Origin of the sequence: Streptomyces sp. NPDC002588 (assembly GCF_040295925.1) — a bacterium.
GTDB lineage: Bacteria > Actinomycetota > Actinomycetes > Streptomycetales > Streptomycetaceae > Streptomyces.
Window position 1 is genome coordinate 110,078 of record NZ_JBEOWF010000020.1, and the last position, 26,134, is coordinate 136,211.

20 protein-coding genes are annotated in these 26,134 nt (G+C 72.1%); 11 read left to right on the forward strand and 9 right to left on the reverse strand.

Features of this window, described 5'->3' with window-relative positions:
• Positions 1–7 precede the first annotated feature (7 nt).
• The 4 genes from ABT057_RS23745 to ABT057_RS23760 all read left to right on the forward strand — a co-directional run bounded on the left by ABT057_RS23745 (position 8) and on the right by ABT057_RS23760 (position 4,279).
• Positions 8–1,426 carry a sensor histidine kinase gene (locus ABT057_RS23745; protein WP_352345568.1) on the forward strand — a complete coding sequence of 473 codons (1,419 nt, stop codon included), beginning with the start codon at positions 8–10 and terminating at the stop codon, positions 1,424–1,426.
• Positions 1,423–2,100: a response regulator gene (locus tag ABT057_RS23750; RefSeq protein ID WP_352345569.1), complete on the forward strand. Its 678-nt coding sequence runs from the start codon at positions 1,423–1,425 to the stop codon at positions 2,098–2,100. Before ABT057_RS23745 ends, ABT057_RS23750 begins: the two co-directional genes overlap by 4 nt.
• 110 nt (positions 2,101–2,210) lie before the next feature.
• Entirely contained in the window at positions 2,211–3,617 is a 1,407-nt protein-coding gene (locus tag ABT057_RS23755; protein WP_502973956.1) for a sensor histidine kinase, read from the forward strand.
• Positions 3,614–4,279 carry a response regulator gene (locus ABT057_RS23760; RefSeq protein ID WP_352345571.1) on the forward strand — a complete coding sequence of 222 codons (666 nt, stop codon included), beginning with the start codon at positions 3,614–3,616 and terminating at the stop codon, positions 4,277–4,279. Before ABT057_RS23755 ends, ABT057_RS23760 begins: the two co-directional genes overlap by 4 nt.
• A 103-nt stretch (positions 4,280–4,382) precedes the next feature.
• Here ABT057_RS23760 and ABT057_RS23765 read toward each other — a convergent pair whose 3' ends face one another.
• The gene (locus ABT057_RS23765; protein WP_352345572.1) at positions 4,383–5,405 is read right to left on the reverse strand and encodes a hypothetical protein; all 1,023 of its coding nucleotides are present in this window, start codon (positions 5,403–5,405) and stop codon (positions 4,383–4,385) included.
• Positions 5,406–5,674: 269 nt separating this feature from the next.
• Between ABT057_RS23765 and ABT057_RS23770 the strand changes: the two genes are divergently transcribed.
• Positions 5,675–6,433, forward strand: coding sequence for a leucine-rich repeat domain-containing protein (locus ABT057_RS23770; RefSeq protein WP_352345573.1), 759 nt, complete (start codon positions 5,675–5,677; stop codon positions 6,431–6,433).
• A 21-nt stretch (positions 6,434–6,454) separates the two neighbouring features.
• On the opposite strand, the gene ABT057_RS23775 is transcribed toward ABT057_RS23770, so the two are convergent.
• A complete protein-coding gene (locus tag ABT057_RS23775; protein WP_352345574.1) occupies positions 6,455–6,970 on the reverse strand; it encodes a GNAT family N-acetyltransferase in 516 nt (171 codons plus the stop codon).
• Between the two features lie 73 nt (positions 6,971–7,043).
• Here ABT057_RS23775 and ABT057_RS23780 point away from each other — a divergent pair, with 73 nt between their 5' ends.
• Positions 7,044–8,264: a cytochrome P450 gene (locus ABT057_RS23780; RefSeq protein WP_352345575.1), complete on the forward strand. Its 1,221-nt coding sequence runs from the start codon at positions 7,044–7,046 to the stop codon at positions 8,262–8,264.
• A 146-nt stretch (positions 8,265–8,410) separates the two neighbouring features.
• Here ABT057_RS23780 and ABT057_RS23785 read toward each other — a convergent pair whose 3' ends face one another.
• Positions 8,411–9,979, reverse strand: coding sequence for an ABC transporter permease (locus ABT057_RS23785; protein WP_352345576.1), 1,569 nt, complete (start codon positions 9,977–9,979; stop codon positions 8,411–8,413).
• Entirely contained in the window at positions 9,976–10,926 is a 951-nt protein-coding gene (locus ABT057_RS23790) for an ABC transporter ATP-binding protein (RefSeq protein WP_352345577.1), read from the reverse strand. Before ABT057_RS23790 ends, ABT057_RS23785 begins: the two co-directional genes overlap by 4 nt.
• A 72-nt stretch (positions 10,927–10,998) precedes the next feature.
• On the opposite strand from ABT057_RS23790, the gene ABT057_RS23795 reads away from it, so the two are divergent.
• Positions 10,999–11,499: a GbsR/MarR family transcriptional regulator gene (locus ABT057_RS23795; RefSeq protein WP_352345578.1), complete on the forward strand. Its 501-nt coding sequence runs from the start codon at positions 10,999–11,001 to the stop codon at positions 11,497–11,499.
• A 26-nt stretch (positions 11,500–11,525) separates the two neighbouring features.
• On the opposite strand, the gene ABT057_RS23800 is transcribed toward ABT057_RS23795, so the two are convergent.
• On the reverse strand, positions 11,526–13,034 hold the full coding sequence (locus ABT057_RS23800) for an APC family permease (RefSeq protein WP_352345579.1): 1,509 nt from the start codon (positions 13,032–13,034) through the stop codon (positions 11,526–11,528).
• Positions 13,035–13,184: 150 nt separating this feature from the next.
• On the opposite strand from ABT057_RS23800, the gene eutB reads away from it, so the two are divergent.
• Together eutB and eutC are read left to right on the forward strand one after the other, a co-directional pair.
• On the forward strand, positions 13,185–14,579 hold the full coding sequence (gene eutB, locus ABT057_RS23805) for an ethanolamine ammonia-lyase subunit EutB (RefSeq protein ID WP_352345580.1): 1,395 nt from the start codon (positions 13,185–13,187) through the stop codon (positions 14,577–14,579).
• Positions 14,576–15,337 carry an ethanolamine ammonia-lyase subunit EutC gene (gene eutC, locus ABT057_RS23810; RefSeq protein ID WP_352345581.1) on the forward strand — a complete coding sequence of 254 codons (762 nt, stop codon included), beginning with the start codon at positions 14,576–14,578 and terminating at the stop codon, positions 15,335–15,337. The genes eutB and eutC overlap by 4 nt, the downstream gene beginning before the upstream one ends.
• 1 nt (position 15,338) lies before the next feature.
• On the opposite strand, the gene ABT057_RS23815 is transcribed toward eutC, so the two are convergent.
• Positions 15,339–16,160, reverse strand: a complete 822-nt coding sequence (locus ABT057_RS23815) for a diacylglycerol kinase family protein (protein WP_352345582.1) — start codon at positions 16,158–16,160, stop codon at positions 15,339–15,341.
• A gap of 236 nt (positions 16,161–16,396) precedes the next feature.
• Between ABT057_RS23815 and ABT057_RS23820 the strand changes: the two genes are divergently transcribed.
• Positions 16,397–17,680, forward strand: a complete 1,284-nt coding sequence (locus tag ABT057_RS23820; protein WP_352345583.1) for an adenylosuccinate synthase — start codon at positions 16,397–16,399, stop codon at positions 17,678–17,680.
• Positions 17,681–17,765: 85 nt separating this feature from the next.
• Here the strand turns inward: ABT057_RS23820 and ABT057_RS23825 are convergent, their stop codons facing one another.
• Positions 17,766–18,797 carry a medium chain dehydrogenase/reductase family protein gene (locus tag ABT057_RS23825; RefSeq protein ID WP_352345584.1) on the reverse strand — a complete coding sequence of 344 codons (1,032 nt, stop codon included), beginning with the start codon at positions 18,795–18,797 and terminating at the stop codon, positions 17,766–17,768.
• A gap of 99 nt (positions 18,798–18,896) precedes the next feature.
• Here ABT057_RS23825 and ABT057_RS23830 point away from each other — a divergent pair, with 99 nt between their 5' ends.
• Entirely contained in the window at positions 18,897–19,478 is a 582-nt protein-coding gene (locus tag ABT057_RS23830; RefSeq protein WP_352345585.1) for a TetR/AcrR family transcriptional regulator, read from the forward strand.
• Between the two features lie 4 nt (positions 19,479–19,482).
• Here the strand turns inward: ABT057_RS23830 and ABT057_RS23835 are convergent, their stop codons facing one another.
• The gene (locus ABT057_RS23835; protein WP_352345586.1) at positions 19,483–20,733 is read right to left on the reverse strand and encodes a hypothetical protein; all 1,251 of its coding nucleotides are present in this window, start codon (positions 20,731–20,733) and stop codon (positions 19,483–19,485) included.
• Between the two features lie 83 nt (positions 20,734–20,816).
• On the reverse strand, positions 20,817–25,691 hold the full coding sequence (locus ABT057_RS23840; protein ID WP_352345587.1) for a ricin-type beta-trefoil lectin domain protein: 4,875 nt from the start codon (positions 25,689–25,691) through the stop codon (positions 20,817–20,819).
• Positions 25,692–26,134: the final 443 nt, after the last annotated feature.

Below are 26,134 nucleotides of genomic sequence, written 5' to 3' on the forward strand. Positions count from 1 at the left end.
GGAGCGGATGACGAACGGGGCGGAGGGGCGGCTGACGCGGGCGCGGCGGTGGGCGGTTCGCGGTCTGCGGACCCTGCGCGACGACCTGTGGACGGTCCGGGCGGCGCCGCTGCCGCCGTCGGTATGGTTGCGTTGGCTGCCGCACGGGCTGGTGTTCCTGGTCGCCGTCGGCGTCACGCTGGCCGACACGTCCCAGGTCACCGACGGCTACCGGCAGGGCGCCACCTACGGCCTGTGGTGTTCGCTCGTACAGGGCATGGCGGTCGTCCTGGCCCTGTGGCGGCCGGTACCGGCGTGGTGGCTGTCGACGACGCTCATGGCGGTCATGTCGCTGGGGGCGCGTTCACAACTGCTGTCGGCACAGGCCCAGCCCGATGTCGCCTGGCCCTGGGGCGCGCCCGGTCTGATCGCGCAGGCCGTGGTGCTGCTCCTGCTGGCCCTGCGCGTGCCCACCCGTGTCTCGTCGTCGGCGCTGGCCCTGACCGCGCTGCTCACCTGGGTGATCCAGGGACTGGTGGGCGCGGCCGACTACGACTCGACGGGCGCTCTGGCGGTGACCGTGTTCGCGGCGGTCGTCCTCCTCGGCACAGCCCTCCGCGGCCGTCGGGAGGCCCGCAGCCAGCTCGTCGAGCAGGCCGGCATCACCGCCGAGGAACGCGCCCGCCGCACCGTCCTCGAGGAACGCAACCGCATCGCGCGCGAACTGCACGACGTGGTCGCCCACCACATGTCGGTGATCTCCATCCAAGCCCAGGTGGCTCCCCACCTGGTGGAGAACCCCACGGAGGAGCTGAAGGAGAACCTCGCAGGCATCCGGCAGAACGCGCTGGAGGCGCTCGCCGAACTGCGCCGGGTGCTCGGCGTGCTGCGCTCGGAGAACCCCGACGACCCCTACGGGCTCGGCGCGGCCGGCGACGGCACCGCCCCGGACACCCCGCAGCCCACCCTCGACCGTCTCGACGCCCTTCTCGAGAACACCCGCGCGGCGGGGCTGGACGTCGTGGCCACCGTCGACGGCGAGCCGCCCGCGTATCCGCCGGGCGTGCAGCTGTCGGCGTACCGGATGGTCCAGGAGGCGCTGAGCAACGCCCTGCGGCACGCGCCGGGTTCCCACGTGCGGGTGCAGGTCGTCCACCAGGCCCGGGGCTTGTACCTGGACATCACCAACAGCCGCCCGAGCGGCCCCGTACGGCCCTCGCCCGGCGCGGGGCACGGCCTGCTCGGCATGCGGGAGCGGGCGACGATGCTCGGCGGGCACGTCACGGCCCACCCGACGTTGCACGGCGGTTTCTCGGTCCTGGCGTTCCTCCCGAGGGAGGGCGTCGCGCTCCCCCGGGAGGACCTCGGGACCCCGCCGGACCTGGAACTCGTCTTCCCGGACGACCCGCCCCCACCATCGCGCCCGACAGGAGAACCGACGCCATGACGAGCGGCGCCACCATCCGCGTACTGATCGCCGACGACCAGCAGATGGTCCGGCAGGGCTTCACCGTGCTGCTCAACACCCATCCGGGCATCGAGGTGATCGGGCAGGCGGTGGACGGTGTGGACGCCGTCGTCCAGGTCGCCGAACTCACCCCGGACGTCGTCCTGATGGACATCCGGATGCCCGAGCTCGGCGGCATCGAGGCGACCCGCCGCATCACCACCGCACACCCCCACATCAAGGTGCTGGTGCTCACCACCTTCGACCTCGACGAGTACGTGTACGAGGCGCTGCGCGCCGGGGCGTCCGGTTTCCTCCTCAAGGACGCCTCCGCGGACCAGCTCGCCGAGGCGGTGCGGGTGGTGGCGGCGGGGGACGCCCTGCTCGCGCCCGGCATCACCCGCAAGCTGATCGCCGAGTTCTCCCGGCTGGACGGCACGCCCCGGCCGCCGCTGATGGAACGCGTCGGTGATCTCACCGAGCGCGAGACGGAGGTGCTCACGCTGATCGCGCAGGGCCTGTCCAACGCGGAGATCGCCCGCCGTCTCGTCGTCGCCGAACAGACCGTGAAGACGCATGTGGGCCGCATCCTGGTGAAACTGGGGCTGCGGGACCGCACACAGGCGGCGGTGTTCGCGTACGAGTCGGGGCTGGTGAGACCGTCCGGGTACTGAGCCCGGGGCTTCCCGTGGGACCCGTAGTACTTGAGACGGATCCGCCGGAACCCCTCTCACTGGTGACGACCGCGACCCTCTTCCCCGCCTACCGTTTGAACGTGACCGATATGACGCAGACGCCGCGGCCGACGCAGGCGACGCAGGCAGCGCCCACCACGCAGACATTGCGCAGGGCATCCGAGGGCGGCCCGGCCGGTGCCGGCACCGGCGCCTACCAGCCGAAGAGCCCGGAGGTCCGGGCGGCCAAGGAGGCCCTGCGCGGGCTGCGCCAGGACCTGATCGACGATGTCTTCGTCTACCGCCCGCTGTCCCCCAGGGAGCCCACCGGCCGTCTCACCCGTCGGCTGACGGGCCGCAGGCGGGAGTACGCGACCTGGTCGCGGCACGCGCTGGTGGTGGCGGGCGGTGTGATGGCGACACAGGCGTACACGGATCCCGCCACCTCCGCCTCGCAGAATCTGCTGATCGGCCTGTTCGCCCTGGCTCCGGTGCTGCTGACGCTGTTCCGGCCGGCCGCCGCGTTCTGGGCGTCGCTCGTGTCGACCACGCTGATCGCCGGGATCGGCACGGCCGACGGCAACTGGCCCTGGCTCCCGCCGAGCTTCGTCTCCCACCTGATGGTGCTGACGGTCGTCGCGTTCCGCACCCGCCCCCGTACGGCGGCCTGGATGTGGCTGCTCACGGCCGCCTACGGCTTCGTCGCCGAGACCGCCTTCGGCTGGGGCCACGACCTGACGAACGTCGCGCCCATGCTGGTGGTCTCCGCGATCATCCTGCTCGTCGTCACCGTCTGGCACATACGCCGGCAGGCCGAGGAGGAGGTGTCGGCCCAGCAGACGGTCACCGCGCACGAGCGCTCCCGGCGCACCCTGCTGGAGGAGCGCACCACGATCGCCCGTGAGCTGCATGACGTGGTCGCCCACCACATGTCGGTGGTCGCGATCCAGGCGGAGGCCGCCCCCTACCGGGTGGAGAACCCGCCGCCGGAGCTGGAGAAGGCCTTCGCCACCATCCGGGAGAACGCGGTGGCGGCCCTCACCGAGCTGCGCCGGGTGCTGGGCGTGGTCCGCGCCGAGGACTACGAGGCGCCCGAGGCCCCGCAGCCCATGCTGGCCGACCTGGACGCGCTGCTGGCGAACGTCGGGGAGGCGGGACTGGAGGTGACGAAGACGATCACCGGCGCGACCCGTGAACTGCCGCAGGGCGTGGAGCTGTCGGCGTACCGGATAGTCCAGGAGGCGCTGAGCAACACCCTGCGCCACGCCCCGGGAGCGGGCGCCCGCGTGGAGATCGGGTATGTTCTCGGCGGCCTGGGGCTGCGCATAGTCAACGATCCGCCGCCGAACCCCGCCCTGATCAAGCCCTCTCCCGGGGCGGGCCACGGCATCACGGGGATGCGTGAGCGGGTGACGATGCTGGGTGGTGAGATGACGGCGGAGCCGACGGGAGAGGGCGGCTACGAGGTGACGGTGTTCCTGCCGGTGCCGGTGGTGGCGAGTGAAGGTGGGGCATGACGATCCGCGTACTGATAGCGGACGACCAGATGATGGTGCGCGAGGGCTTCTCGGTCCTGTTGAACGCGATGCCGGACATCGAGGTGGTCGGCGAGGCGGTCAACGGCCGTGAGGCGGTGGACCGGGTCCGTGAACTGTCGCCCGACGTGGTCCTGATGGACATCCGGATGCCGGAGCTGAACGGCATCGAGGCGACCAGGGAGATAGTGGCGGCGGACGCCACGTCGAAGGTGCTCGTCCTGACGACGTTCGACCTCGACGAGTACGTCTACCAGGCCCTGCGCGCGGGAGCCTCCGGCTTCCTGCTGAAGGACGCCTCGGCCCGCCAACTGGCCGAGGGGGTGAGGGTGGTGGCGTCCGGCGAGGCGCTGCTCGCCCCCTCCATCACCAGGCGCCTGATCACGGAGTTCTCCAGACTCACCGACACCCCCCGCCTGCCGACCGCGGCCCAGGCTCCCTACGGGGACCTGACCGACCGGGAGACGGAGGTCCTCGTCCTCATCGCGCAGGGCCTGTCGAACGTGGAGATAGCCGGCCGCCTGGTGGTGGCGGAGTCCACCATCAAGACCCATGTGAGCAGAATCCTGGTCAAACTGGGCCTGCGGGACCGCACCCAGGCGGCGGTGTTCGCCTACGAGGCCCGGCTGGTGACGCCGGGTTAGCCGACGTCCGGGCAGTCGACGTTCTCCCCGTCGCGACGCCTGAACGCGGGGGCGGTGCCGCCGACGGCGGCCGCTCCCACGGCTTCCGCCGCTCCCAGGGCTCCTAGGGGCTGAAGGTGATCACGGGGGTGTAGTCGGATCCGGCGTGGAATTCGACCCGTTGGGTGCCGGACGGTGAGCCGACGCCGCTCAGCGGCAGGGTCCAGGTCCGGGTGGAGCCGCTGACCTGCATCGAGGGGCTGGTCCCGACCTCGGACCAGCTCCAGTCGGTCGAACGGCTCCGGTAGAGCGCGCCGTTCTCGATCATGTAGTCGGCGCCGAGGGCCGAGGGCGACGGATAGGGGAGTTGGTAGCCGGTCGCGGTGCTGCCGTCGGTGTTGAGGAAGACGTGGTAGTAGGGCTGCGAGGCGTGGAAGGTCGCCCGGAAGGTGACGCTCCCCGAGGACAGACAGACGGAGTAGCCGGTGATGGGGCCGCTGCCGGCGGCGGAGGTGCAGGAGGGGCCGTCATCGCTAGTGCCCGACTCGGTGCGGGCGCGGCCGGCGGCCGGGGTGGCGGAGGACTTGGCCGGTGCGGTGGTGTGGGTGCTCTTGCCACCGCCGTCGCTGTCGTCGCCCGCGGAGGCCTTGGCCGTCGCCTTGGGGGAGGCGCTCGTCCGGCCCGGCGACGGTGAGGCGGAGGGCGAGGTGGACGGCGGCGGTGAGCCGAGCCCGGTCGGCGGTCTGCCGTACGGCCCGCCGCCCTGGACGGGGTCCGTCGCCTCGTCCGGAGCCGACGCCGACGGCCGGGTGTCGCGGCCGCCGGTCATCAGGAAGGTGCCGCCGACCAGCGCCGCCGCGACCACGACCCCGCCGGCGACCAGCGCCACCCGGGTCCACCGCCGCCGGGCCGGGGACCGGGGGGCGGCCGTGGCCGGATCGGCGGCGGCCTCGTCCGTCGGCTTGGCGGCGAGGTCCGCCACGAACCTGACCGCCGCCCTGGACAGGGGCGGCAGTTCCACGGGCGTGGCCTCGGGCTCCGGCTCGGTCGCGGAATCACCCTTCGCCCCGGAACGCGGCCGGGCGGCGGCGGACGCCGCGGCGATCGCGGACGGTCCCTTCGCCCGGCGTGGCAGAGGAGCCTGCACGGTTGGCGTCCTTCCGGAAGAACTGTGCCGAACGCATATCCGGCAGCGCGGGGCCGCCGATCGTACCGGAGTTCGATCGTGGTGGACGCGGTGACCACGGTCTTCGGACCGCCGGCAACCGGTGCGGCGCGCAGCGCATCAAAGCGGAGTACGAGGTTACAAGTTCGAACCGGGTTCCGGTTGTTGTCCGCGCTGCCGCTTGTTGTCGCCGCGTTGTCGATGGCCGCGCACCTGCCCGCGCGGCCGGGACACCGGCTAGGTTGGGCGGCATGACCGAAGGTGGGGAACCGCGGCTGTTCGGGGACCGTACGGGCGCCGCCGGGGGTCCGGCGGGGAACCCGCCCGGCCGGGACGTCTGCGACTGTCTGCGCGGGGGCGGGCCACGGGCGGCGGAACCGGCGCTGCACACCGAACGCCAGGACACCTCGGCTCCGGGCTGGCGGCGTCTGTGCGAGCTGGTCGAGGAGGCGGCAGCCGACGGGCGGGAGGTGTTCTCGCCGCTCAGGGAGCTGACCGCGGAGGAACGGCGGCAGGTCGTCACCCTCCCGCCGGCCATCGCCGAGCTGACGGCGGTACGGCAACTGCTGCTGTACGGCAGCAACCTCGTGCGCGTCCCGCCGGAGATCGGCGCGATGACGAGCCTGGAGGTGTTCGACCCGTACACCTCGTACCGGCTGCACTGGTTCCCGTACGAGCTGACCCGCTGTGCGAACCTCCGGGACAGCACGGTCAGTACACGCGCGCTCTACGGCAACTTCAAGACGCGCCTGCCGTTTCCCGCGCTGGGGCCCGCGGGTTCCGGGGAGGCCGCGGGGGTCCGCGCCTGCAGTGTCTGCACGGCCCCCCTGCCCCCGACCGGGCCGGTCCGGGTCTGGATCTCCCTCCTCGTCGCCACCGACGTACTGCCCCTCCTGGTCAACGCCTGCTCGCAGGACTGCGTGGACGCACTGCCCCCGCCGGCCGAGGGCCACATCGCCACCGCCCACCGCGGCGGCCCCACGATCGCCCAGCCCCCGACCCGCCCCTGAGGAGCTCGGCAGGGGCGGCGGCTACATGGGCAGCGAGAGCAGACGCACCGGCCCGCTCGGCCACCGCGCGCCGTCCGCGAGCGGGGTCCACATGGACCGCATCGGCATGTCCGCCGGCCCCTGCGGCTGTTCGACCCGCACACCGGCGTCCAAGAGCCGCCACCCCAGGCGCTCGTAGAGCGGAATCAGCCGCGGCCAGCAGAAGAGCAGCCCGAACTCCGCACCGCCCGTACGGGCATGGTCCATCGCGGCCGTCACGACCAGCCGCGCCAGCCCACCGCCCCGCAGCCCGGGCGCCACGACGACCCCGCCGAGACCGGCCACGGGGGCCGGCTCTCCACCGCCGACCGACACCGTCGTCTCCACCAGCCCGGCGTGCGCCACGAGCCGTCCCGCCCGCCGCACCCCGAAGTGCGTCTCCTTGTCGCGCCACACCAGTCCGGTCACGGCGACCCCGGCCGGGTCGGGGACACCACCGGTGATCTCGTCACGGTCGGCGGGCGAGTACTGCGCGAGTCGTACGGCGGCGTCGGTCACGGAAATCACCTACCCGCCGAGCGTCCGGCCGACCCCCCTGGTCAGCAGCCCGTCCACCGGTTAGCGTCCGTCCATGGCAGCTGCTGACGACCTCCTCTTCGACCCCTGGGACCCGGCGTTCCTCGCCGACCCCTACCCCGCCTACGCCGAGCTGCGGGAGCGGGGACGGGTGGTGCACTACGAGCCGACCGACCAGTGGCTGGTGTCGCACCACGCGGACGTGTCGGCGCTGCTGCGGGACCGGCGGCTGGGGCGGACCTATCAGCACAGGTTCACGCACGAGGACTTCGGGCGGACGGCGCCGCCCGCCGAGCACGAACCGTTCCACACGCTCAACGATCACGGGATGCTGGATCTGGAGCCGCCGGACCACACCCGGATCCGCCGGCTCGTGTCGAAGGCGTTCACGCCGCGCACGGTGGAGCGGCTGAAGCCGTATGTGCGGGCGCTGGCCGAGGAACTGGCCGGCGGACTGGTGGCGGCCGGCGGCGGTGACCTGCTCAGTGATGTCGCCGAGCCGCTGCCGGTCGCCGTGATCGCCGAGATGCTGGGGATCCCGGAGTCCGACCGGGGGCCGCTGAGGCCCTGGTCCGCGGACATCTGCGGGATGTACGAGCTGAACCCCTCGGAGGAGACCGCGGCCCGCGCCGTGCGCGCCTCCGTCGAGTTCTCCGGGTATCTGCGCGAGCTCATCGCCGCCCGGCGCAAGGAGCCGGGGGACGATCTCATCTCGGGACTCATCGCCGCGCACGACGAGGGCGACCGGCTCACCGAGCAGGAAATGATCTCGACGGCCGTGCTGCTGCTCAACGCGGGGCACGAGGCGACCGTCAACGCCACCGTCAACGGATGGTGGGCGCTGTTCAGGAACCCCGGGCAGCTCGCCGCCCTCCGCGCGGATCACTCGCTCGTCCCCTCCGCCGTCGAGGAGCTGATGCGGTACGACACCCCGCTCCAGCTCTTCGAGCGGTGGGTGCTGGACGAGATCGAGGTCGACGGCACGACCATTCCCCGGGGCGCCGAGATCGCCATGCTGTTCGGCTCCGCCAACCACGACCCCGAGGTGTTCCCGAGCCCAGGGAACCTGGACCTCACCCGGGCGGAGAACCCGCACATCTCGTTCTCCGCGGGCATCCACTACTGCATCGGCGCGCCGCTGGCCCGCATCGAGCTGGCCGCGTCGATGACGGCCCTCCTGGAGAAGGCCCCGACGCTGACCCTGGCGGCGGAGCCGAAGAGGAAGCCGAACTTCGTGATCCGGGGGCTGAAGGGGCTGCGCGTCGAGGTGAGGTGATCACCTGTTCGGATGAATGGCCTGTCGACACCGGGTGATCGTCACCGGCGGCTCGCCGAGCCGGTGCCTGCCTGCGAAGGGAGGCACCATGTCCGTGGAGGAGTTCGAGGGGCTCGCCGCGCATGTGGGCAAGAGGTTCGACGCCGTCAGGTCGTCATGTCCCGCCGCCGCAGCCCCGTGAGCCCCGCACCCACCAGCGCCACCGCCAGCCCGGTCAGTGTCCCCACCGCCTCCCAGTCCATCTCCCCGCCCGGCAGCTTCGGCAGGTGTCCGAAGGGGGACAGGTCCAGCACCGTCTGCGGGGCGTCCAGCGCCGGGCCGATCCAGCCGAGGAGCAGGATCGCGACCGCCACGCCCCACGCGGCGGGGGCGAGCCGAGGGGCTGTTCCGTACAGCAGGACCGCCAGGCCGCCCACCACCCACACCGCCGGGAGCTGGACGAGACAGGCGGCCAGGACGGGGCCCGTCTCCTTGCGGTAGCCCGCCGCGAAGCCCGCGCCCGCCAGCAGCATGATCAGCGCCGAACCGCCGAAGGCGATCAGCAGATGGCCGGCCGCCCAGCGCAGTCGGCCCACCGCGCACGCCAGGACGGGTTCCGCCCGGCCCGAGGTCTCCTCGCCGTGCAGCCGCAGCACCGAGCCGACCGCGTACAGGCACGCGATCAGGCCCAGCATGCCGATCATCGCGGCCAGGAACGTGTCCGTGAGTCCCGCCCGACCGCCCATCCGCTCGAAGATCTCGCGGGCCTTGTCGTTGTCGGCGACCAGGTCGGCCGCACCGTCCGTCAGTCCGCCGTAGACGACTCCCGCGAGGAAGAAGCCGATGCTCCAGCCGAGCACCGAGCCGCGTTGCAGCCGCCAGGCCAGCGCGGTCGCCGAGGCCAGCCGGCCGGTCGCGGGCCCGGGCAGGGCGGGCAGGAAGCTCATGCCGACGTCCCGGCGGGCCGTCAGCCGGTACGCGACCCCCGCCTGCGCCGCGATCGCGGCCGCGAACAGCCCCAGCACCCACCACCGTTCGCCGGCGAACGCCCGCAGGTTCTCCAGCCAGCCCAGCGGCGACAGCCAGGTCCACACCGAGGTGCCCCCGTCCGTCACCGAGTCGCCCGCCGCGCGCAGCGCGAACGCCGCGCCCAGCGCCGCCGCCGTCAGGCCCCGGGCGAGCCGCGCGCTCTCGGTCAGCTGCCCGACGATCGCCGCCGTCGTGGCGAACAGCATCCCGACCCCGGCGAGCCCCAGCCCGAACGCCACGGCCCCCGCCGCGCCCTGCCCGGCCAGCCCCGCCGCCACCAGCAGGGCCAGTGCGCCACTGGCGACGGCCGCCGCGAGCAGGGCCGCCGTCAGTGAGGCGCGCCGCCCGACCGCACCGGACGCGATCAGCTCCTGACGGCCGCTCTCCTCCTCTTCCCGGGTGTGCCGTACGACGATCAGCAGACCGGTGACCGCGGCGAGCGCGCCCGCGTACACGCCGACCCGCCAGGCGGTGAGCGCGCCGAGGGAGTCGTCGAAGACGGGGCCGATCAACGCGCGCAGCGAGGCGTTGGTGTCCAGCTGGCGGAGCAGGTCGGCGCGGTCGGCGGGGGTGCCGTACAGGCCCTTCAGGGTGTTCGGCATGGAGAGGACCATGAGGGTGTTCACGGCCACCCAGACGGGGATCGTCACCCGGTCGCGGCGGAGGGCGAAGCGCAGCAGGGTGCCGGTGCCGGCGAGGGTGGTCATCGCCCGGCCTCCGCGGTCTCCTCGTAGTGGCGCAGGAAGAGTTCCTCCAGGGTGGGCGGCGTCGAGGTCAGCGACCGTACGCCCGAGTCGGTCAACGACCGCAGGACGGCGTCGAGTTTGTCCGTGTCGACCTGGAGCCGGACCCTCGTGCCCTGTACGTCGAGGTCGTGGACGCCCGGCAGCCCCGCCAACCCGTCGGGCGGGACCGCGAGTTCGGCCGTCACGGAGGTTCGCGTCAGATGGCGCAGTTCGGCCAGGGAGCCCGTCTCGACCGTCCGTCCCTTGCGGATGATGCTGACACGGTCGCAGAGTTCCTCGACCTCGCTCAGGATGTGGGAGGAGAGCAGGACGGTCCGGCCCCGCTCCCGTTCCTCCTCGACGCAAGTCTGGAAGACCTCCTCCATCAAGGGGTCGAGGCCGGACGTCGGTTCGTCCAGGATCAGCAGGTCGACGTCCGAGGCGAACGCGGCCACCAGGGCGACCTTCTGGCGGTTGCCCTTCGAGTACGTACGGCCCTTTTTGGTGGGGTCGAGTTCGAAGCGGTCGATCAGCGCGGCGCGGCGGGCCGGGTCCAGGCCGCCCGCCCGTCGCCCGCCGCCACCCTGCCTGACGCGCTTCGCGCGGCCTCCGTCGTGGAGCCGGCCGTAGAGGTCGATGACCTCGCCGCCGGACAGGTTGCGCCACAGGGTCACGTCGCCGGGGACGTACGCGACCCGGCGGTGCAGTTCGACCGCGTCCGCCCACGGGTCGCGGCCGAGGAGCTGTGCGGCGCCGGAGTCGGCGCGCAGCAGGCCGAGCAGGACGCGGATGGCGGTGGACTTGCCGGCGCCGTTGGGCCCGAGGAAGCCGTGCACCTCGCCCCGCTCCACCTCGAGGTCGAGGCCGTCGAGCGCGTGCGTACGGCCGAAGGACTTGTGGAGTCCGGACACCGTGATGGCCTTCGTCATGCCCCGAAGCTACGCTTCTTTCAGAAATTTGTGAAGTTAAAGAAGAGAGTGAAGCAACGTTACGATGGGTGCATGACCGAAACAGCCCGGGACGCGCAGGCCGTGTCGAGGTTCGTGGAGTCCTTCGCGGCGCAGCTCGTCGAGGCCGGGATGCAGCGCATGGCGGCCCGTGTCTTCGCCGCCCTCCTCTCCTCCGACGAGGGCGTGCTGAGCTCCGCCGAACTGGGCGAGCAGCTGCGCATCAGCCCCGCGGCGGTCTCCGGGGCGGTGCGCTACCTGGCCCAGACGCACATGGTGTCGCGCGAGCGGGAGCCCGGTTCCCGCCGGGAGCGCTACCGCGTGCACGGCGACCAGTGGTACGAGGCCCTGACCAACCGCGAGGCGATCATCAAGCGGTGGGAGGGCGCCCTGCGCGAGGGGGTCGCCAGTCTCGGCCCCGACACCCCGGCGGGACGCCGGATGGCCGAGACCCTCGCCTTCTTCGAGTTCCTGGAAGGCGAGGTCTCGGCCGTGATGGAGCGGTGGCGGGTCCACCGCGAGAAGACCTTCGGGAGCCGAACCCCCGAGGTCTGAACCCCCTGGGGCAGAACCCCCGAGGGCTACCGCTCCTTCGTCTCCTCCAGGACCGTCCGCCCGAGCAGCCGGTACTTCTCGGGCGCGCGCCTCTTGAGGTACTGGGCGGAGCCGACGCCCGCCACCGCGATCAGGGCGACGATCCACGGGGTCGCCTTCAGCACCAGGGAGCCGGACTCGGTGCCGGCCGCGACGCCCATGTTGGACACCAGCAGCGCGACCACCGCGAGCATCGCCACCCCGCCGACGAGCGGCGCGGCGAAGGTCTTGAACCAGTGCCGGCTCTCGGGGTGGTGCGAGCGGAAGTACACCAGCACGGCGAACGAGCACACCGCCTGGACGACGAGGATCGCCATGGTGCCGAGGATCGCCAGCAGGACGTACGTACCGGTGTACGGGTCCTTGCCCGCCGCCCAGAACGCGCCGATCAGGATCGCCGAGATCACCGTCTGGACCAGGCCCGCGACGTGCGGGGAGCCGTGCCGGGCGTGGGTGCGGCCGACCGTGCGCTGGAGGGACGGGAGGACGCCCTCCCGGCCCAGTGCGTACATGTAGCGGGCGGCGCAGTTGTGGAAGGCCATGCCGCAGGCGAGCGAGCCGGTGATCATCAGCCACTGCATGACGATGACCGCCCAGTGGCCGACGTACTGCTCGGTGGGGTTGAAGAACAGGCCCAGCGGGTCGTCGGTGGCGACCTTCACGGCCTTCGACTCGCCGGTGCCCGTGATGGCCATCCAGGACACGAACACGTAGAAGACGCCGACACCGAGCACCGAGATCATCGTCGCCTTGGGGATGATCTTCTTCGGGTTGCGGGACTCCTCGCCGTACATCGCCGTCGACTCGAAGCCGACCCAGGACCAGAAGGCGAAGAACAGCCCGAGGCCGGCGGAGGTGCCCTTGAAGGCGTTCACCGGGTTGACCGGGTCGACGCTGAAGCCGTCGGGGCCGCCGCCGTGGAAGGCCACCGAGACCGCCATCGCCGCGAGGATCGTCACCTCGGTGGCGAGGAGCACGACGAGCAGCTTCTCGGCGACGGAGACGCCGAACCAGGTGCCGGTCGCGTTGATCGCGAGCATCAGGATCGCGAACGCCCACCACGGGATGTCCAGCCCCGTCTGGTCCTTGAGGGTGGTGGTGGCGAAGGTGGAGAAGATACCGATGAGGGCCGGCTCGAAGACGACGTACGCGAAGGTGGCCAGCAGCCCGGAGGCGAGACCTACCGAGCGGCCGAGGCCGTAGGAGATGAAGCCGTAGAAGGCGCCCGTGGAGGTGATGTGCTTCGCCATCGACGTGAAGCCGACCGAAAAGATCGCCAGGACAACCATTGCGACGAGATAGCTCGCCGGTGCGCCGATGCCGTTGCCCGACGACACCATGAAGGGCACGTTGCCCGTCATCGCGGTGATCGGCGCGGCCGTCGCGACGGCCATGAACACCACGCCCAGCAGGCCCACGGCGTTGGGCTTGAGGCGGTGAACCGTGCCACCGTCGCTTGTTTCCGCCGCTCGGGCGAGTCCCTCGTCCACTGCCATCGGGTGTGCTCCCTCTCCTTGCCCGTTCACCAGTACTGGACCGGAACTCTGCAGCCCGAATGAGTCGCTCAAGGGTCTCGGGGCGTTAAATACTTGTCAACCAGACCTTTAGAAATCTGGTGGCAACACGCGGCTCGTACGGTCGCCGCCATGACCGTCTACACGTCCACCCTCGGCGGCGAGCGGCACCGTTTCGGCTCCCTCGCCCGCCTTCTCGCCGCCGCGAGCCCCGAACGCTCCGGCGACCGCCTCGCCGGCCTCGCGGCCCGTTCGGCCCGGGAGCGGGTCGCGGCGCGCTGGGCCCTCGCGGACGTCCCGCTGACCGACTTCCTCGTCGAGCCCCTGATCCCCTACGAGGACGACGACGTCACCCGGCTGATCCTCGACACCCACGAACGCGCCGCCTTCGCGCCGGTCGCCTCGATGACGGTCGGGGAACTGCGCGAGTGGCTGCTGTCGGAGGCCGCCGACGCGGCCGCCCTCGCCGCCCTCGCGCCCGGCCTGACACCGGAGATGACGGCGGCGGTCTCCAAACTCATGGGGAACGCGGACCTCGTCGCGGTGGCACGGAAGGTACGCGTGGTCACCGCCTTCCGCTCGACGATCGGCCTGCCGGGCCGGCTGGCGACCCGCCTGCAGCCCAACCATCCGACCGACGACCCGGCGGGCGTGGCGGCCGCCCTGCTCGACGGCCTGCTGCTCGGCTCCGGCGACGCGGTGATCGGCGTCAACCCGGCGACGGACAGCCCGAAGGCGGTACGGGACCTGCTGGAACTGATCGCGGGCGTGATCGACCGGTACGCGATCCCCACCCAGTCCTGCGTCCTGTGCCATGTCACGACCAGCGTCGACCTGATGGCGAAGGGCGCGCCGGTGGACCTGGTCTTCCAGTCCGTCGCCGGCACCCAGGCCGCGAACGCCTCCTTCGGGGTGACGCTGGGTCTGCTCGACGAGGCGCACGACGCGGCGCGCGGCCTGGGGAGGGGGACCGTGGGGCACAACGTCATGTACTTCGAGACCGGGCAGGGCAGCGCGCTGTCCGCCGGGGCGCACCACGGAGTGGACCAGCAGACCGTGGAGGCGAGGGCGTACGCGGTGGCGCGCCGCTACGACCCGTTGCTGGTGAACACGGTCGTCGGCTTCATCGGCCCGGAGTACCTCTACGACGGCCGCCAGATCCTGCGCGCCGCCCTCGAGGACCACTTCTGCGGCAAGCTGCTCGGCCTGCCGATGGGTCTCGACATCTGCTACACCAACCACGCCGACGCCGATGACGACGACATCGCCACGATGCTGACGATGCTCGGCGTGGCCGGGGCGTCCTTCGTGATCTGCACCCCGGGCGGCGACGACATCATGCTCAACTACCAGTCGGCGTCCTACCACGACGCGCTCTACCTGCGGGAGGTGCTGGGGCTGCGCCCGGCGCCGGAGTTCGAGGCGTGGCTGGACTCCATCGGGCTGCTGGACGACGGCGGCGGCATCCGCGAGGTGTCCGCCACGGCCCACCCGCTGACGGCGATCGGACGGGAGCTCGCGGCATGACGGACGTACCCGCCCTGAACGGTGACGTGTGGCCGGCCCTGCGCCGCCGCACCCAGGCCCGCATCGGCCTCGGCCGGGCCGGCGCCGCGCTGCCCACGCGCCACCGCCTCGAACTCCAGGCCGCGCACGCCGCCGCCCGCGACGCGGTCCACTCGCCCTTCGAGCCGCATGCCGTGGCGGCCGCGCTGCCCGGGCTGCCGACGGTACGGGTCCGCAGCGCCGCCCCCGACCGGCTCACCTACCTCCAGCGCCCCGACCTGGGGCGACGGCTGGAGGACACGGACCGGGCGCATCTCCCGGTGGGCGACTGGGATGTCGTCTTCGTGGTCGCCGACGGGCTCTCCAGCCGGGCGGTGCACGAGCACGCGGCGCCGGTGGTCCGGGAGACGGCGGCCCGCCTCGGGGCCGGCTGGCGGATCGCCCCCGTCGTCCTCGCCGAACAGGCCCGGGTCGCCCTCGGGGACGACGTGGCGGCGGCGATGGGCGCGACGGCGGTGGTGGTCCTGGTGGGCGAGCGGCCGGGCATGTCGGCGGCGGACTCCCTGGGCGCGTACCTGACCCACCGGCCGCGGCCCGGCAGCACGACGGACGCCGACCGCAACTGCCTCTCCAACATCCGGCCGCCCTTGGGGCTCACCTATGAGACGGCGGCCGTGAAGCTCGCGGCGCTGCTGGGACGGGCCCGGGAGCTGGGGAGTTCGGGAGTGGGGCTGAAGGACGAGACGGGCTCCGGGAACGTACGCGAGCCGCTGCTCTGACTCACCCCGCCGAGGGCAGCATCAACCCCAGTGCCCCCTCCCGCACCACCCATGTCCGCCTCCGCACCGGCCCCGCCACCGCCGTGTCCGCGCGGTAGCGGAAGTCGGTGCCCGTCACGGTCACCGTCCGCCCCCGGGCCGCCAGCGGGACCGCCTCCGCACCCACCGACAGCGGACAGACGACGACCTCCGCCGTCCCCGAGGCCCCCGGCGTCACCGACACCGCCTCCACCGGCTGGTCCAGGTCGACCAGGGTCACGCCGTCCACCTCGACGCGCAGGCGCGACGGGCCCGGCGGGGGAGCGGCGGCGGGGGTCGGGCGGGACGGGACGAGGGTGCGGACCAGGGAGTGCAGCCAGGGGCGGCCCGCCCCGGTGACCTCCTCGCGTGCGGCGGCCCGCAGCGGCGGGATCCGCAGCGTGCCCAGCACCACCCCGTCGCTGTCGTCCACCAGCACGTCCAGCCGCCGTTCGGTGCCGTCCAGGGCGGCCCGGGCCGCCGCCACCGCGCCCGTCGGCACCCCCAGCGACTGCGCGACGCCCAGCGCGGTGCCCACCGGCACCACCGACAGTACGCATCCGGCCAGCTCCCGCTGCCGGTGCAGCAGGGACACGGCCAGGGTCAGCGCCCGGTCGTCACCGACGACGACGGGCCGCCGCGAGCCCCGCCTGCCCAGCACCCGGGCGAACTCCTCGGCGTTCTCCGGAAGACACACCTTGGTACTCGCCGCACCCGCGCTGAGCACGTCTTTCGCGATCCGTACGGACTCACCGTCCGTTTTCCGGGCGGCCGGATCGATGATCACCAGCAGCTGGTCCGGCATCGCGAAAGTCGCCACCTCGGTCCTGCCTCGCTTCCTCGGGTAGCATCTTTGTGCAAGAGCCCCTTGCGCTATTGCGCCAGGGGCTTCGTCTATTCCGGGGCATCCGGGTCCGACGGTGTGCGGCCGAAGACGGCCGTGACGCGGCCAACGGCGGTCGCGGCGCACGCGGTGGTGGAAAGAGCCTCCGCGTACGCCCCTGACCTTGGACATGCCCCACCCGGAAGGGGTGTACGCGCGTGCCCGCACTTGTGCTGCTCGGTGCTCAGTGGGGTGACGAAGGCAAGGGAAAGGCCACCGACCTTCTCGGTGGCTCGGTGGACTACGTAGTGCGCTACCAGGGCGGCAACAACGCCGGCCACACGGTCGTCGTCGGCGACCAGAAGTACGCACTCCACCTCCTCCCTTCCGGAATCCTCTCTCCCGGCTGTACGCCGGTCATCGGAAACGGTGTCGTCGTCGACCCGTCGGTCCTGCTCTCCGAGCTGAGCGGTCTGAACGAGCGCGGAGTCGACACGTCGAAGCTGCTCATCAGCGGCAACGCGCACATCATCACGCCCTACAACGTCACTGTCGACAAGGTGACGGAACGCTTCCTCGGAAAGCGGAAGATCGGCACCACCGGCCGGGGCATCGGACCGACCTACGCGGACAAGATCAACCGGGTCGGCATCCGCGTCCAGGACCTCTACGACGAGTCGATCCTGACCCAGAAGGTCGAGGCGGCGCTCGACGGCAAGAACCAGCTGCTGACCAAGGTGTACAACCGCCGCGCGATCGCCGTCGACCAGGTCGTCGAGGAACTGCTGGGCTACGCGGAGAAGCTCGCTCCGTACGTCACCGACACGGTCCTGGTCCTCAACCAGGCCCTGGAGCAGAACAAGGTCGTCCTGTTCGAGGGCGGCCAGGGCACGCTCCTCGACATCGACCACGGCACGTACCCCTTCGTCACCTCCTCCAACCCGACCGCGGGCGGTGCCTGCACCGGCGCCGGCGTGGGCCCGACGAAGATCAGCCGGGTCATCGGCATCCTGAAGGCCTACACGACCCGCGTCGGCTCGGGCCCCTTCCCGACCGAGCTGCTCGACGAGGACGGCGAGGCCTTGCGCCGCATCGGCGGCGAGCGGGGTGTGACGACCGGCCGTGACCGCCGCTGCGGCTGGTTCGACGCGGTCATCGCCCGCTACGCGACCAGGGTCAACGGTCTGACGGACTTCTTCCTCACCAAGCTCGACGTCCTCACCGGCTGGGAGCGGATCCCGGTCTGCGTGGCGTACGAGATCGACGGCAGGCGCGTCGAGGAACTCCCGTACTCGCAGTCGGACTTCCACCACGCGAAGCCCGTCTACGAGACCCTCCCCGGCTGGTCCGAGGACATCACCAAGGCGAAGTCGTTCTCCGACCTCCCGAAGAACGCCCAGAACTACGTCAAGGCGCTGGAGGAGATGTCCGGCGCCCCGATCTCCGCGATCGGCGTGGGCCCGGGCCGCGACGAGACGATCGAGATCAACTCGTTCCTCTGACCGGTCCCGGACCTTCCGGGCCGTGCGTGCCGGTGCCCCCGACCGTCGAAGCCGGTCGGGGGCACCGGCGTCTTCATGACCGGCGTCACGGGTTCAGCACCACCTTCCCGGCCACCGTGCCCGACTCCGCGAGCCGCAGGGCCTCGGCGGCGCGGGTGAGGGGGAGTTCGGCGGCGATGCGGGCCGTGACGTCGCCGCGCCGGAGGGCGGTGAAGACCTGGGTGAGGTCGGACCGGAGCCGGGTCCGGAAGCGGTTCCTGGACAGGGCCCGCCCGGCCCAGACGTTGTAGAAGCAGGCGCGGCGGCGGTTGGGCAGCGCGTTCCACAGCCACACCCGGCCGAGCAGCTTCAGCACGGGCGCCTGCCTGGAGCCCTCGGCGTCCCGGGTGGAGGCGCTGCCGTACGAGACGAGCGTGCCGCCGGGCGCGAGGAGCCGCCAGGAGCCGACGATGCCCGGGCCGCCGACGTGGTCGAAGACGGCGTCCACCCCGCCGGGGGCGAGGGCGCGGATCCGTGCGGCCACGTCGTCGGTGCGGTGGTCGACGGGGGTGACTCCCTGGGCGCGCAGGGCGTCGTGGTGCCGTTCGGACGCCGTGCCGATCACCTTCGCGCCGGCCGCCATCGCGAGCTGGACCAGGACCGAGCCGACGCCGCCGTTCGCGCCGTACACGACGACGGTCTGCCCGGCGCGGACGCCAGCCTTGCGGTGCAGCATCTGCCAGGCCGTGACGCCGTTGACCACCAGGGTCTCCGCCTCCGCCGCGCCGACCCCGTCCGGCACCGGTACGAGGTCCGCGGCGTCGACGAGCACGTGACTGGCCCAGCCGCCGACCTTGACCAGTGCGGCGACCCGGGTGCCGGTCAGGTCCGCCGCGACACCCTCGCCGGCCGTGAGGACGGTGCCGACCAGGTCGTAGCCGGGCACGAAGGGGAACGGCGGCTGGTCGTAGTAGCGGCCGCGGCGCATCTGCTGTTCGGCGAAGGAGACGCCGGTGGCCTCCATCCGTACGACGACCTGCCCGGGGCCCGGCGTGGGAACGGCCCCGTGCCGGATCCGGAGCCCCTCAGGCTCCACCTTCCCCGGCAGGACGACCTCGACGAGTCCTTCGGCGTTCATGACGGCCTCCACCACATCGGTTACTGGCTTTCCTGTTCGTTAGAAGTTGTAACTCGACGCGCTGGCTAGTGTCAATAACTTCGGTGATAGCCTCTAACCATGACGGAGACGGAGAGTGCGAGGACCCCCCGCGAGCGCTATCGCGCCCAGGTGCGCACGGAGGTCAAGGAGCGGGCCTGGGAGCAGATCGCGACGGCGGGGGCGTCCGCGCTCTCCCTCAACGCGATCGCCAAGAAGATGGGCATGAGCGGCCCCGCCCTGTACCGCTACTTCGCCAGCCGCGACGAGCTGATCACCGAGCTGATCAGGGACGCGTACCGCAGCCTGGCCGACACGTTCCACGCGGCGGCCGGGCCCGGCTCCGACCTGGGCGTCCTGGCGCGCGCCCTGCGCGAGTGGGCCCTCGCCGACCCCCACCGCTACCTGCTCGTCTACGGCACCCCGATCCCGGGCTACCGCGCGCCCCGGGACACCGCCGAGACCGCGTCCGAGATCATGGCGGTCCTCCTGGAGGCGCTGCCCGTGCCGGAGCCCCCGGCCCGTGCCCTCCCCCGCGCCCTGTCCTTCTGGACCCGCCTGCACGGCGTCCTCTCCCTGGAACTCGCGGGCCACTTCACGGGCATGGACGTCGACCCGGCCCAGCTCTTCGGGACCGAGGTGCGGAGCCTGCTCTCGCCCTGAAGGATCAGTCCTCGCGGAGCGAGCCGGTCAGGGAGGCGAGATGGTGCCGGCTGTGGCCGAACGCGTCGCCGAGTGCCGTGAAGCGCGCGAGGCGCTCGTCGGTCAGCCGAACCGAGTACGCGTGCGCGGTCCTCAGCAGAAGGCGGAAGCCGAGGTCGGGATCGATCTTGTCGATCACCTGTTCGAGTGCGGGGACCGTCCGGCCGGACAGCGCGAACCACGGACTGGTGTCGGCGCCGTACCAGGGACTGTCGTGCACGGCGTCCGTCAGCTCCTGCGCCATCTCCCGCAGTTCCCGCAGGACCGGGCCACGCAGGTCCATGGCGGCCGGCACGGGGTCCCCGGCCGTGAAGCCGGGGTCGGTCCGCCGGAGGGTCGCCCCGCAGATGTCCGTGATCCGGCGCAGCCACCGCCGTACGCCGCCCTCCTCGTCGAGGTCGTGGCCCCGGCACGTCGTCACCTGCCAGAGCGTGGTCAGGGTGTCGTCGGACAGGGGGGAGTGCAGCAGCCGCGACGCGTCCTGGAGGAGGGCGTAGGCGGGGGCACCCGGGACGAGCCCCACCTGGTCGGCGGCGACGCCCCGGACGCCCTCCTCGACCGAGTACGCGTGCTGCCACAGGTCGGCGTGGAACCGCCCGGTGACGGCCGAGAAGCCGAAGTCGAAATCGAACCGCCGCCGCACCGACGGGTCGTCGAAGCGCGGCCAGCGCACGGCGAGCCCCTCGGGGACCAGCCGTGCGGGGTAGCCGAAGCCGTCGGCGATCGTCCGGTAGCGGTCGTAGTCCGCCGACGGGACCGGGACCGCGGACGCCTTCAGCACCCGCAGGAACAGCCGGAAACCCAGATCGGCGTCCACTTCCGCCACGACCCGTGCCAGCGCGGGTGCGTGCACGGTGGGCAGCTCGGCGAGTACGGCCTTCCGCATGGCGTTCTCGTCCACGGCGACCGTCGGGGCGGTGCCGTGGTCCGGGAAGGTGTCCGCGGCGATCGCCTCCTCGCACCGCTCGACGGCCTCCCGCAGCCGGGATCGCGGATCCGCGCCGGGATCCCGGCGGCCTCCCGAGGCGGCGAGCCACACGGCGCGCAGATCGTCGTCCGGGAGGGACGACCCCAGCAGCAGCCGTGTGTCGTCCCGCAGTGCGCGGGCCTCGTCGGCGTCGCCCGCCGCGTCGGCCACGGAGTCCACGGCCGTCAGCAGGCTGAAGCCGAAGTCCCCGTCGAAGTTCCAGTGGCGCGCCTCGCGCTGTTCTGACATGTGTTTCCTCGCAGAAAAGCGCCGGGGGCGACCGATACCTCGGCCGCCCCCGGCAGTCGGATCACGTCACGACGACGCGGTGATCAGCCGTCCAGGAACGCCGTGTAGACGACGTAACCCGGCGCGTGCTGCCGTCCCACGTACCGCAGCTGGATCACCACCTTATTTCCGGCGTCGACCCCCTGCGTGGTTCCGCCCCTCACCCACTTCAGGCCGAGGTTCTTGGCGTTCTTGAGGGTCCAGGGGATCCGCTTCAGATCGGTCTGGGGATCGAAGTACCCGCGGTCGTTGTTCCTGCCGAACTTGTCCCGCATCTTGCTCAGCCAGCTGTCCAGGCCCTTCGGGTTGCGGGCGATCCATTCCTGGAACGCCTGGTTGACCGAGTCCTCGGCGATCTGGGCGCTGTTCCACCGCGTGGCTATGCCGGACCTGTTCGACTCCGCCTTGTTGAGCATCTGCTGGTCGCTGGGATCGACGTGGTCCCTCTTCGTGTGGGCCCCGCCGACGCCGTTGCTCTCGTCCTCGAGGATCTTCAGGCAGTTGTGGACGAGCACGTCCGCCGAGGTGATGCCCTGGGCGCGCACGAAGAACGTGTGCAGGTCGTCCACCGTGAGGTCGAAGACCTCCGCCCGGCCCGGGCGGTCGGTCAGCGCCGTCACCGTGTTCCACGTGCCGTCCGGGGTGCGCAGCCGGTCACCCACGGCGAGGTCCGCGACGGAGGTCCAGCCGCGGCCGTCCACGTAGAAGCGGTGGCCCCGGGTACTGGTCAGCAGACCGCCGTGCACGGCGATCTCCGTCATCCGCTGCGTGTCGTGGCGGAAGGTGTCCGTCACCGGCTCCGGCCGCAGCCGCCCGGTCCCGGGGTCGGCCGCGAGGACGAGGTCGCCCTGCCGGACGTCCTGGATCGCCTTGCGCGTCCCGTCGCCCATCAGCACCAGGGTGTCGCCGGGGAAGCTGTCCCGACGGCACACCGAGACGGCGTCCTCGTAGACGTGGATGCTCTGCTCGATCTTCGCCAGCGTCGCCGGGTCCACGCCGTCCAGGGCCTTGAGCGCCTTGAAGGCGTCCTCGATGCCGACCCCGGTCTTCAGGGCGGCGTCCAGGGCGCGCAGGCCCTCGGCGACCTTCTCGAAGGCCTTGCCCGGGATGAAGTTGGACGCGAACCAGGCGCAGCCCGCCTTGTCGCCGTGGTAGCAGCGGACGGCGTCGCCCAGCACCACCTCGTACAGCACCGCGCCGAGCGTGTCCCCGAAGAGGGCCTGCCAGCCCATCCGGACGATGTCACCGGCGGTGAAGTGGTGGGTCCACTCCTGCTTCTGGTTCTTCAGGACCTCCGTCTTCAGGAAGTCGGTGTCCTCCTGCGGGCAGCCGGAGGCCGTGGCAGGGACATCGGGGTTGGAACAGAAGTAGTAGCTGACCGTGACGTCGACGTGCAGTTCGTACGTCACCGTGCAGCCCGCGGCCGGGTTCTCGCAGGGGTTGAGCTGCTTCGCCGGTGCCGCCTCGGTCATCTTGTCGATGACGTAGAAGACACCGCCGATACCGGTTCCGGCGCCCGCCTGGACCTGTCCGTTGGCGTCGCCCCGCTCGGCCTGGTCGGCCGCCTGCTGCGCGGACTCGGCGTAGGACTGGGCGTCCTTGGCGGCCTGTTCGGCGGCGGTGGCCTCGGCGTCCGCGCGGTCGGCCGCCGCGCGGGCGTCCTTCGCGGCCTGCTCGGCCTCCGAGGCCGCCGTGCGGGCGGCCTCCGCGTCCAGGGCGGCCTGGTCGGCGGAGGAACGGGCCTCGGCCGCGTAGCCCTCGGCACGTCCGGCCGCCTTGTCGGCGGCTGCCGCGTCGGCGGTGGCCTGCTGGTCGTACTCGATGGTGCGGGCCAGCGACTTCTGCGCGTCGGAGGCGTACTGGGCGGCTTCGGCGGCGTAACCCAGCGCCTCCTTGGCCGACTTGCGGGCCGTGGCGGCGAAGGAGGCGGCCTCGGCGGCGAGTGTGTAGGCCGCCTTCGCGTCGCCGGTCGCCGCGGCGGCGAGGCTCGCCGCCTGGTCGGCGTTCTTCTGCGCGTTCGCCGCGTGCGCCTCGGCCACCGCCTGCTGCTGCTCGGCGATCGACTTCGACGACTGCCCCGTCAGGACGGCCAGACCGGCCGCCGAGTCGGTGTCGACGTACGGCGAACCGAGCTGGATCGCGTCGTTGGCGGGCGCGGCCACCTGCTGGGCCGCGTTGCCGGCGTCCTCCGCGGCCTGCGCGGTGGTGTAGGCGTGCCCGGCGGCGTCGGCCGCGCCGGCGACGGCCTTGGCGGCCTCGGCCTTCGCCGCGTCGGCCTGCGCCTTGGCGTTCGCCGCGGCCTTCTCCGCGTCGTCCGCGAGCTTCACCGCGGTGGCGGCGGCCGCGGCGGCGGTCTGGGACGCCTTGATGGCGTCCGCGGCCGCGGACGTCGCGGTGCGTACGGCGGCGTCCGCCTTCAGCTTGGCGGCCTGCGCCGCGTCCGAGTCGGAACGGGCCCGCTTGGCGGCGGCCTCCGCACGGGTGGCGGCGGCATCCGCGTCGGCCGCGGCCTGGGTCGCCGCGTTCGCCTCGGAACGGGCCGACGAAGCCGCGGCTTCCGCGTCGTCGGCCGCCGAGTCCGCCTGGTCCGCCGCGGCCCGGGAGTCCTTCGCGTCGGAGTCGGAGTCGTGGGCGTCGGCGTAGGCGTCCTTGGCGTCGGCCTTCGCGCGGGCCGCGTTCGCCTTGTTCTCGGCGTCCCAGGCGTCGTCACGCTTGCCCTTGGCCCGGTCCCGGGCGGCCTCGGCGTCCTGCCGCTTGGCGCGCGCGGTCGACTCGGCGGTCTCCGCCCGGCCCTTCGCCTCGGTGGCGGCCGTCGCATACCCTTGCGCGTTCTGCTTGTGCTGGGCGGCCTCGGCCTGCTTGGCGGCGGCGGTCTCCTTCTCCGCCTTCGCCGTGGCCTCCTCCGCCTCCGCGTCCAGCCGCCTGGCATGCGCGGTGGCGGCGGCGGACTTCGCGTCCGCCTCCGCCTTCTGCGTCTCGGCGAGCTTGGTCTTCGCCAGGTCGCGGGCCGCCTTGGCGGTCTGCGCCTGTACGGCGGCGGCGTCGGCCGCGGCCTTCGCCTGGGCGCGGGCCTCGTTCGCCGCGGCCGTACGGAACGCCGCCTTCGACTGAGCGGCCTGCGTCAGCGCACGGGCGGCGATGGTCGCACTGTCCCCCGCGGCCGCCTTGGTCGCCGCGTAGGCGGTGTCACCGGCCTTCGCCAGCGCATCCAGCGCAGCCGACGACGCCTTCGTGACCTGCGCCTTCTGCTGACCGACGAGCAGACCGCGACCACGCGGCGCACCCGCCTTGTCCGCGACGGCGTACGCCGCCTGCGTCGCCGTGTCCGAGTCGGTCGCGGCCTTCTTCGCCGCGGCGGCCTGTGCCTTGATCAGGTCGAGCTGCTTCTTCGACTCCGCCTGGGCATCCGTGATGCCCTTCTTCGCCTTGTCGAACTGCGCCTTCGTCGGGTAGTCGAGGTCGTCCGTGCCGGCGTGGGCGGAGGGCACGACGTCGAACTGCTGCGGGGCCTTGCCCGTGCAGTCCCACATCCGCCCGTCACGGCTGTTGGTGTAGTCCGCCAGGTCCAGGCAGTTGCCGGTGCCCGGGTTGTAGAGGCGGCTGGTGCCGTGGGTGCCGTACTGCCACTTCTGCGAGGCACTGGTGCCGCAGGTGGAGATCTGCACGGCCGTACCGTTGGCGCTCGCACCGCCCTTGACGGTCAGGCACTTGCCCGAGTTGGGGTTGACCAGGGTGTCACCCGAGATCTGCCACTTCTGCCCCGCGCCGCCGTTGCAGGTGTAGATCTGCACGGCCGTGCCGTTGTCCTTCTTCGCACCCGCCACTTCGAGGCACTTGTCCGTGGCCCCGTGCGCGTGGATCACGAACGGGCTGTCACCGATCCAGCCGGGACCACCGGCCGACCACCAGTCCTGCCAGCGCGTGAGGTGATCCGCGATCCAGGACTGGCCGAGCATCTCGCCCAGCGCCGCGGCGCCGGCGGCCAGGGACTTCGTGGCGTCCTTGCTCGCGCTCAGGATCTGGTTGCGCTGCGTGGTCTGCCCGGCGATCTCCTGCTGCCACTCGGCGGACGCGGCGGCGACCTCCTTGCCCAGGACCTTGCTGGGGTCGGCGGGGCTGTGCCAGTCGCAGGAGGCGAACCGGGTCTTCAGGTCCTCGACCGCGATGCGGTACTCGACGCTGCCCGGCTCGGGCGCGGTGCGCGGGAAACCCCCGGAGGAGAGGAAGATGCGGGCGTCGTCGGCCCACTGCGGATGCATGAAGACGCGGTCCTCGAAGGCGCTCTTCTCCGCCAGCGCCCGGTTCCACTCGGCCGTCGGAAGGCTCGGGTCCGGGTCCTTGCCGTAGAGCGGGGTGCCGAGGTCGGTGACCGCCTTGGCCGTCGCGTCGTCGGCCTTCGGCGTCGGGTCCTCGTAGTAGTCGTCCTCGCTCTTCCACCACTGCGCCCCGAGCCACGGGGTGATGCCCACCTGCTGGAAGAAGCTCTCACCGCGTCCGGCGAGGCCCGGCGGGTCCCGGAAGTCGGCGACGCTCTGGAAGCCACCGGGGTCGGAGAGACCGGAGAGCGGCTTCTTCCACTCGTCGAGCCGGCCGTACAGGTCGATCTTGTCGATGTCGTCGCGGTCCTGCTGGAACGCAGTGCTGAGCGGGGTGGTGTTCCAGTACTGCCGGTTGGCGGCGGTGTGCAGCTTGTCCGGGGTCTGGTTCAGCCCGTCCTGCGCGACGCCGTACATGGCCGGGCCGCCCATCCGCAGCACCTCGGTCATCAGGCACTGGTCCTGGCGGAGCTGCTCGGCGGCCTTGGCGTCGAAGCCGTCGTAACTGTCGCCGCTGTCGGCGACGGCGGCCATGTCGTCGGCCGCGTACCGGCCGAGCAGGGCCGGCTGCACGGCGAGCCCGCCGAGCAGGGCCACCGCCACGGCGGAGGTCAGGAGTGTGGTGAGCGGTCCGGACCGGGACGATCCCGGTCCGGGTCTGATGAACCCTCGTGTGGGGCGCAAAGAGGCATCCCTTCATCGCATGGTGGGCGACCGGGGGTCGCCCGTGCGGCAGGGCATGCGTGAAGAGCCGGCTCGCGGCATGACGAAACGGTCTGTCTCTCCCCGTGGCGACGGAAAATCCCCCCGGTCGCCTGTCAGTCGCGCACGATGGCGGAGTGGTCGGCTCCGCCGGGCGCGGCGATCACCATACGCACATATGACGAGTGCAGGACAAGGGTTTCGTTGGCGATCGTGAACAAACCGTGATGGCGCGGAACGGGTACGGATCTCGGTGATTTCCCTTTGTTGACCGGGACATGGCCTGTTCCTGGTTCCGTGGGGAAGCGGCGGGCGGCAAGCATCTACGCGGGTAGTGCCGTTCC